This window comes from Streptomyces sp. CO7, from assembly GCF_053474865.1.
On sequence record NZ_JBRIOU010000007.1, the window covers coordinates 8,327 to 16,102 of the forward strand.

Genomic DNA, 7,776 nt, shown 5'->3' on the forward strand with positions numbered 1-7,776 from the left:
CCACGCCCCCGTCGTCACCGCCCTCGACGGCACGCCCCGCGAGGTGCGCCTCGGCGACCCCGACGGGCCGCTGGTCGCCGAGGTCGTCAAGACCGCCTCCGACCCCTACGTCGGCCGCATGTCCCTGGTGCGGGTCTTCTCCGGCACCCTGCGCCCCGACACCGTCGTGCACGTCTCCGGACACGGCCTGACCGACCGGGGGCACCTGGACCACGACGTCGACGAACGGGTCTCCGCGCTCACCAGCCCCTTCGGCAAGCAGCAGCGCCCCGTCACCCACGCCGTCGCCGGGGACCTGGTGTGCGTCGCCAAGCTCGCCCGCGCGGAGACCGGCGACACCCTTTCGGCCAAGGACGACCCGCTGCTGATGCGGCCCTGGGCGCTGCCCGACCCGCTGCTGCCGCTGGCCGTGGAGGCGCACTCCAAGGCCGACGAGGACCGCCTCTCCGAGGGCCTGTCCCGCCTCGCCGCCGAGGACCCCACGATGCGGCTCGAGCAGAACCGCGACACCCACCAGGTCGTGCTGTGGTGCCTGGGCGAGGCCCACGCCGAGGTCGCGCTGGAGCGGCTGCGGACCCGCTACGGCGTCCAGGTCGACGTCGTCCCGCACCGGGTGGCGCTGCGCGAGACCTTCGCCGCACCGGCCGCCGGGCGCGGACGGCACGTCAAACAGTCGGGCGGACACGGGCAGTTCGCGATCTGCGAGATCCAGGTGGAGCCGCTGCCCGCGGGCTCCGGCATCGAGTTCGCCGACCGGGTGGTCGGCGGCGCGGTGCCCCGGCAGTTCGTCCCCTCCGTCGAGAAGGGCGTGCGCGCCCAGGCCGCCAAGGGGCTCGGTTCCGGCCACCCGCTCACCGACGTGCGGGTCACCCTCCTCGACGGCAAGGCCCACTCGGTGGACTCCTCCGACGCCGCCTTCCAGACGGCGGGCGCCCTCGCCCTGCGGGAGGCCGCCGCCGGAGCACGGCTGCACGTCCTGGAACCGGTGGCCGAGGTGGACGTGCTGATCGGCGACGAGTACGTCGGCTCCGTGATGAGCGACCTGTCCACCCGTCGCGGCCGGGTGCTGGGCACCGAACAGGCCGAGCCGGGGCGGATGCTGGTCCGCGCCGAGATCCCCGAGCTGGAGATCGACCGTTACGCGGTGGAACTGCGCTCGCTGTCCCACGGCACCGCCGGCTTCGCCCGCCGGTACCTGCGCCACGAACCCGTCCCCGAGCACGTGGTGAAGCGGCTGCGGGAGAAGGAGGCCGCCCCCGCCTGACCTCCCGCTACCGGACGGCTCCGCAACAGTGCGCCCCGGAACGGGGGTTGACCGGGCCCTCGTCCTGGGCAGTCTGTGTAGTGCGCGACCGCGGCCGGTCCGGCGGACGATTGTGCCGGGGACCGCCGGGCGACCGGTGCGGCCGCTAGGCTGACGAACCGATGGTCCGGTCGCGCGGGCAGGCCAGGACACACCGCCGCGGAGGAACCGCGGCAGGGGGGCGGAGACAACCGTGTCGAGCGACGCATTCGGACCGATGGTGCCGGCGGCCGGCGGCGAGGGGCAGAAGGCCACCTTCGCGCTGGCCTCGGCGGCCTACCGGGACGACCCGGTCGAGAAGATCCTCGACGCCGACAACGAGTGGCACCACTCCACGGTCAACCCCGGCAGGTCCTGGGCCAGGATCTTCCGCCCCAACCTCGGCGAGGCCTTCTCCCGCGCGGTGATCGACCGCCTCCTCACCCCCGGCCGCAAGCCCGTCGTCCAGTCCTTCGGCATGGACCCGCAGACCGTCGTCGAGCACTGCCTGGCCGCCAACGGCCTGCGCCGCACCCGGGACATCCGCCTCACCGCCGTGATGCTGCTGTGCGGCGTGCTCTTCCTGCCGGGCCTGCTGGCCTGGCTGCTGGTCTTCACCATCCGGGCCACTCTCGCCAAGGTCGAGAACCGCGGGACCTCCGGCATGGGCAACCTCCTGCTGACCGCCTTCGGCCTGCTCGCCGTCGTCTTCCTCGTCCAGATGCCCTTCGGCGGCATCTGGGCCTGGTACTCGCGCGGCGCGGTGATCGTCCCGGTGATCGGCTGGGTGGTCGCCAAGCGGATCTGCGAGAGCACCGCCCGGGACCTGCGCGACCGCTGGGCGAGCCTGCTCTCCGGCTCCAGCATCGGCGCCAAGGTCCCCGAGGCCGTCCCCTCCAACCCGGGCGAGACCGCAGCCGAGCAGCTGCGCCAGTCCCTCACCCGGCTCGGCGCCGAGCAGCGGTCCAACGTCGTCTTCTACGCCGGCCCCAAGGGCATCCTCGGCATGGGCACCCGCTGGGGCAGCTGGCAGCTCGCCGAGGACCTCGAGCCCGCCGAGGAGGACAAGGAGATCTACGCCTTCCGCAGCTGGGACGTGGTCCGCGCCATCCACGGCAAGCTCTCCCTGATGGACCGCACCCCGGTCCCCACCGAGGGCATCTCCAAGCCCTCGATAGAGCACTGGATCGTCTCCCCCGTCGGCGAGGGCGCCGACGCCGTCGCGCGGCCCGAGGGCTCCGACGTCGACGGCTTCCGCTACAAGTCGCACGCCATACAGCAGATCTGCAACCGCCAGCAGTTCGGCAGCGGCGACCGTCACTACCTGGGCGTCCAGTGGGTCACCTGGGAGGGCCAGCTGGTCCTCAGCATGCTGATCACGGTGACGGTGCTCTACCAGACCCTGCGCATCGAGGTCACCGGCCACGCCCTCGGCCCGGTGCACGGCCTGTTCAACTCCAAGCCGGCGGCGAAGGAGAGGACCGTCGAGAAGGCGTTCAAGCCCTGGGAGAAGCGGACCATCACCCTCCCGCTCGTCGACAGCGACGAGGTGGTGCGCCTCGCCGCCCGCGCGCCGATGACCTGGTTCCCCAAGCAGCTCAACTGGCTCGGCGGCAGCCTCACCCTGCCGGAGCCGTTCGGCCTGCGCCACGCCTGGGCCGAGCAGCCCTGGCGTCACCGCTTCATGGCCGACGACGCCATGCGGGTGGCCACCCCGGTGCTGCGGGCCGTCCACCAGGCGGTGATCGGCATGCTGCGCGAGCACGGGGTGAACACCGAGAAGTTCGGCGCGCGGTCCTCCGTCGTCAGCGGCGCGGTGCAGGACCCCACACCGCGCAAGGCCGACACCTACGACGCGTAGGGAGCTCCCGGCCCAGGGCTCACGCGCCCGCCGGGCCGGGCGTCCGGGCGGAGCTCGGTCAGACCTCGGGCCAGGCCGCGGCGATCATGGCGCGGGTGTCGGCCAGCAGCTGCGGCAGCACCTTGGTGTGCCCCACGACCGGCATGAAGTTGGTGTCCCCGCCCCAGCGGGGCACCACGTGCTGGTGCAGGTGGGCGGCGATCCCGGCCCCGGCGACCGTCCCCTGGTTCATCCCGATGTTGAACCCGTGCGCGCCGGAGCAGACCCGCAGCGCCGTCATCGCCTGCTTGGTGAGCTCCCCCAGCTCCGCCGTCTCCTCGGCGGTCAGCCCGGTGTAGTCGGCGACGTGCCGGTAGGGCACCACCATCAGGTGGCCCCCGTTGTACGGGTACAGATTCAGCACCCCGTACACGTGGGCCCCGCGCCGGACGACCAGCCCGTCCTCGTCCGACTTGGCCGGGATCGCGCAGAACGGGCACCCGTCGCCGGCCTCGGGCCCGGTGGGCTTGTTCTCGCCCTGGACGTAGGCCATGCGGTGGGGGGTCCACAGCCGCTGGAAGGCGTCCGGCGAACCCACCCCGATCTGCAGCTCCGGCTCACTCGTCATACCACGCAGCATATGGCGTCGCCCGTACGGAACGTGTCGCCGGGGGCGTAGCGCCCGGGGCGCCGCCAGGCTGGCGTGATGGACAACCGTGACCCCCGCGAGGACCGCGCCGAGATCCCGCTCGCCGTGGCCTCGCTGCTGTTCCTCGCCGCCTACGCCCTCCTCGTCCTGAGCAGCGGGCTGCCCGACGTCTGGCACGGCCTCGCCCTCGCGGTGATCACCGCGGTGTGGCTGTTGTTCGCCCTCGACTACGCCGCCCGCTGGCGCCGCAGCGGCCAGGGCGCCCGCTTCGTGCGCACCCACTGGCTGGACACCCTGGTCCTGCTCCTCCCCCTGCTCCGCCCGCTGCGGATCGTCCGGCTCTACGAGGCGGTGACGCGCCGGCGCGGGCGGCCGCGGCTGTCGCTGCAGGCACGGGTGATGTTCTACGCCGGGGTGTCGGTGCTGCTGATCGGCTTCGCCGGGGCGCTGGCCGTCTACCAGCAGGAGCGGGACGCGGCCGGCGCCACCATCCGCACCTTCGGCGACTCCGTGTGGTGGACCTGCGCCACCCTGGCCACCGTCGGCTACGGCGACGTGACCCCGGTGACCTTCATGGGGCGCACCATCGCGGTGGCCATGATGGCCTGTGGCCTCGCCCTGCTCGGTGCCGTCACCGGTTCCTTCGCCTCGTGGCTGATGACGGTCTTCGCCACCGACGAGGAACGCGAGAGGCCCCCGGGGAACTGAGCTCCCCGGGGGCCCCACGTACGGACGTCACACCTGGGCGCGGCGCTCCACGACGTCGACGAGCTTGGCGATCGCCTCGTCCCGCGCGATGCCGTTCTCCTGCGAACCGTCGCGGTAGCGGAAGGAGACGGTGCCGGCGTTCATGTCGTCGTCACCGACGATGATCATGAACGGCACCTTCTGCTTCTGCGCGTTGCGGATCTTCTTCTGCATGCGGTCGGAGGAGGCGTCGACCTCCACGCGCAGGCCCTTCTTCTTCGCCTCGGCGGCGAAGTCCTGCAGGTACTCCACGTGCGCGTCGCCGATCGGGATGCCGACCGCCTGCACCGGGGCCAGCCAGGCCGGGAACGCGCCCGCGTAGTGCTCCAGCAGCACCGCGAAGAACCGCTCGATGGACCCGAACAGCGCGCGGTGGATCATCACCGGACGCTGCTTGGTGCCGTCGGCCGAGGTGTACTCGAGGTTGAAGCGCTCCGGCAGGTTGAAGTCCAGCTGCACGGTGGACATCTGCCAGGTGCGGCCGATCGCGTCCTTGGCCTGGACGGAGATCTTCGGGCCGTAGAACGCGGCGCCGCCCGGGTCCGGGACCAGCGGGAGGCCCTGCTTCTCGGCCACCTGCCGCAGCGTCTCGGTGGCCTCCTCCCACACCTCGTCGGAGCCGACGAACTTCTCCGGGTCCTTGGTGGAGAGCTCCAGGTAGAAGTCGGTCAGGCCGTAGTCGCGCAGCAGGTTCAGGACGAAGGTGAGCGTCTTGTCGAGCTCCTCCGCCATCTGCTCCTTGGTGCAGTAGATGTGCGCGTCGTCCTGGGTGAAGCCGCGGGCGCGGGTCAGGCCGTGCACCACACCGGACTTCTCGTACCGGTACACCGTCCCGAACTCGAAGAGACGCAGCGGCAGTTCGCGGTAGGAGCGGCCGCGCGCGTCGAAGATCAGGTTGTGCATCGGGCAGTTCATGGGCTTGAGGTAGTAGTCCACGCCCTCGTCGAGCTGCATGGGCGGGTACATGCCGTCGGCGTACCAGTCCAGGTGGCCCGAGGTCTCGAAGAGCTTCCCCTTCGTCGCGTGCGGGGTGTAGACGAACTCGTAGCCCTCCTCCTCGTGGCGGCGGCGCGAGTAGTCCTCCATCACCCGGCGGACGATGCCGCCCTTGGGGTGGAAGACGGCGAGGCCGGAGCCGATCTGCTCGGGGATCGAGAACAGGTCGAGCTCGTTGCCCAGCTTGCGGTGGTCGCGCTTCTCCGCCTCGGCGAGGAACTCCAGGTGCTGCTTCAGCTCGTCCTTGGACGGCCAGGCGGTGCCGTAGATGCGCTGCAGCATCGGGTTCTTCTCGCTGCCCCGCCAGTACGCGGCCGCGTTGCGCATCAGCTTGAACGCCGGGATGAGACGGGTCGAGGGCAGGTGGGGACCGCGGCAGAGGTCCTTCCAGCACAGCTCGCCGGTCTTGGCGTCCAGGTTGTCGTAGATGGTCAGCTCGCCGGCGCCCACCTCGACGTCCGCGCCGTCGTCGGAGGAGGCGGAGCCCTTGAGCCCGATCAGCTCGAGCTTGTACGGCTCGTCCGCGAGCTCCTCGCGGGCGGCGTCGTCGCTCACCACGCGGCGGGAGAACTTCTGGCCGCGCTTCTGGATCTCCTGCATCTTCTTCTCGACGGCCTTGAGGTCCTCGGGCGTGAACGGCTTCTCGACGTCGAAGTCGTAGTAGAAGCCGTCCTTGACCGGCGGGCCGATGCCCAGCTTGGCCTCCGGGAAGAGCTCCTGGACGGCCTGCGCCATGACGTGCGCGGTCGAGTGGCGCAGGATATTGAGACCGTCCTCGGAGGAGATCTCGACGCCCTCGACGCTCTCGCCGTCCTTCAGCTCGTACGCCAGGTCCCGCAGCTCGCCGTCGACTCGGGCGGCCACGACGGAACGCTCACCGGCGAAGAGGTCGGCGGCCGTAGTGCCCGTCGTCACCACGCGCTCTTCCCGCTCGGAATCGCGTTGGATGATCACACGGACGTCTGACACCGGTCTCTCCTGACTGAAGGCCTGCTGAGGTGATGATCTCGCCACGTCACAGTCGACGTGTACGGGAATCCTACCGAGCCGGAGGTGCCCCTCGCGAAGCGGTTAGTCACCGCAGTCGTCGCCGCAGGCCTCCTCGAAGTAGTCGAGGTTCTCCTGGAGGGACTTCATCAGCCGCTCCCGTTCGGCCTCGTCGACGGTGACCGGGACGACGCCGCAGGCGTCGGTGAGGCGGCGGAAGCCGGCCTTGCTGTCGAGCCGGCCGTCCACCCGGACCGGCAGCCCGACCAGGTGCGCCTGCCCGGCGATGCGGTACGACTCCTCGTCCAGGGCGACGCGCACGTGCGGGACCTCGGCCCCGGCGAGCACCCGCAGCCGCACGGTGCCGGTCCCGTCGGCGCGGCTGCGGCGCAGCCGTTCCACGGTGCCGGTGAGCCGCACCGTGACGGAGGGCTCGGCGCGCTGGTAGCGGGCGCCGGCCTCGCGCAGGGCGGGCAGGTCGCCGGGCGAGAACTCCACCGGCTCGGCGTCGGGACCGCACCCCTGGGGGACCCCGGCGGCGGGCGCCCAGGCGATGGTGACGCCCGCTCCCTCGGTCCCCCGCACCAGGGCGATCAGCGCCTCGGTCAGCTCGCGGCTCACCCCGGCCCCGACGGCGGCGTCGAAGGCGTCCATCCCTCCGGTGGCCCGCCGGTGGTCGACGGCCTCCCGGGCGGCGCAGAGCGCCTGGTGCAGCCGAACCGCCAGCGGGCGGGCCGGGGCGACCGGCGCGAAGGCGGTGAGGACGCGTCCGCCGGACGAGGCCCCCAGCAGCAGCACGTCCTCCAGCGCGGCCGCGGCGGCCCTGCGGTGGCGTGCCCCGTGGTAGCCGGTGCGCGCCCGTCCGGCCAGCGCGGCGGCGAGCAGGGTGTGGCGGGCGGCCGAGCGCAGGCTCTCCTCGGCCGTCCAGGGCGCCGCCGGGCTCCCCGCCGCGCGGCCCTCGGGGACGTCGCGCCGCCAGCGGATCTCGTCGCTGGGGACGGCGAGGGCGAGCAGGATCTCGCGGGCGGCGGGCTCCTCGGTGCGCGCGAGCGCGTCCAGCGTCTCGCCGAGCAGGTCGGCGCTGTCGGGGAAGGCGCGGCTCTCCGGGACGAGCAGGCTGGTGCGCTCGCCGCGCGGCCCGGGCGGCGTCCACCTGCCGTACCGGCCGGGCGCTCCCCCGCGCCGCCGCCAGCCGTGGCGGGCCAGCAGGGCGGCGAGGACGGCGGGGTCGGCCTGCGCGGCGTCGGGCAGGACGTCGGGGGTCCTCGGTACGGA

At 72.4% G+C, this 7,776-nt stretch carries 6 protein-coding genes; 3 read left to right on the forward strand and 3 right to left on the reverse strand.

The features are described from left to right. Together ACOV8S_RS23760 and ACOV8S_RS23765 are read left to right on the forward strand one after the other, a co-directional pair. Positions 1-1,264, forward strand: a 1,264-nt coding sequence (locus ACOV8S_RS23760; protein WP_448320149.1) for an EF-Tu/IF-2/RF-3 family GTPase, incomplete at its 5' end; no start/stop codon positions are given. Between the two features lie 256 nt (positions 1,265-1,520). After that, entirely contained in the window at positions 1,521-3,143 is a 1,623-nt protein-coding gene (locus ACOV8S_RS23765; RefSeq protein WP_448320436.1) for a hypothetical protein, read from the forward strand. 58 nt (positions 3,144-3,201) lie between these two features. Here ACOV8S_RS23765 and ACOV8S_RS23770 read toward each other — a convergent pair whose 3' ends face one another. Next, on the reverse strand, positions 3,202-3,762 hold the full coding sequence (locus ACOV8S_RS23770; protein WP_351112278.1) for an HIT family protein: 561 nt from the start codon (positions 3,760-3,762) through the stop codon (positions 3,202-3,204). Between the two features lie 66 nt (positions 3,763-3,828). On the opposite strand from ACOV8S_RS23770, the gene ACOV8S_RS23775 reads away from it, so the two are divergent. Beyond that, positions 3,829-4,479 (forward strand): potassium channel family protein, encoded by a 651-nt coding sequence (locus tag ACOV8S_RS23775; RefSeq protein ID WP_448320151.1) that lies wholly within the window; start codon positions 3,829-3,831, stop codon positions 4,477-4,479. A 27-nt stretch (positions 4,480-4,506) separates the two neighbouring features. Here ACOV8S_RS23775 and thrS read toward each other — a convergent pair whose 3' ends face one another. Next, entirely contained in the window at positions 4,507-6,483 is a 1,977-nt protein-coding gene (gene thrS / locus ACOV8S_RS23780; protein ID WP_448320153.1) for a threonine--tRNA ligase, read from the reverse strand. A 102-nt stretch (positions 6,484-6,585) separates the two neighbouring features. Beyond that, positions 6,586-7,776, reverse strand: a 1,191-nt coding sequence (locus tag ACOV8S_RS23785; protein WP_448320154.1) for a hypothetical protein, incomplete at its 5' end; no start/stop codon positions are given.

Bases quoted from the DNA above. Each gene is read 5' to 3' on its own strand.
- ACOV8S_RS23770 (WP_351112278.1), bottom strand. From the start codon at position 3,762: ATGCTGCGTGGTATGACGAGTGAGCCGGAGCTGCAGATCGGGGTGGGT.
- ACOV8S_RS23775 (WP_448320151.1), top strand. From the start codon at position 3,829: ATGGACAACCGTGACCCCCGCGAGGACCGCGCCGAGATCCCGCTCGCC.
- ACOV8S_RS23765 (WP_448320436.1), top strand. From the start codon at position 1,521: ATGGTGCCGGCGGCCGGCGGCGAGGGGCAGAAGGCCACCTTCGCGCTG.